The 300-nt window shown below is 64.7% G+C and carries 1 protein-coding gene; it reads right to left on the bottom strand.

The genetic code is table 11. From position 1 onward, the window contains the following. Window positions 1-300, bottom strand: a 300-nt coding sequence (locus H7I57_RS19180; RefSeq protein WP_264025346.1) for an alpha/beta fold hydrolase, incomplete at both ends; no start/stop codon positions are given.

Here is a 300-nt window from a genome sequence, read left to right as displayed (position 1 = left end):
TCCGCAGTACGGGGAAAGAACAGGTACTCGCGGGGATCTTTCCGCGTCAGGAAGGCCTTGGTGTAGGCGACGGCGACAATTTTGCGCATCGCGTCGATGCCGCCGCCACCGCGAGGTCCGGTGCCCGCCAAAATCATTCGCCGAACCAGGTCAGGCGCCTCGAGCGCCGCCACCTGTGCGACGGCCCCACCGAGGGAGAACCCGATCAGATCGACCTTTGTCAGGCCGAGGGCTCGGATGAACGCTATCGCGTCGTCGGCCATCTGGTCGATGTTGTCCGGTACTACCGATCCGGTGGCC

The sequence above is a fragment of the Mycolicibacterium pyrenivorans genome (assembly GCF_025821625.1).
GTDB lineage: Bacteria > Actinomycetota > Actinomycetes > Mycobacteriales > Mycobacteriaceae > Mycobacterium > Mycobacterium pyrenivorans.
This window is presented reverse-complemented; position numbering and strand designations above follow the sequence as displayed.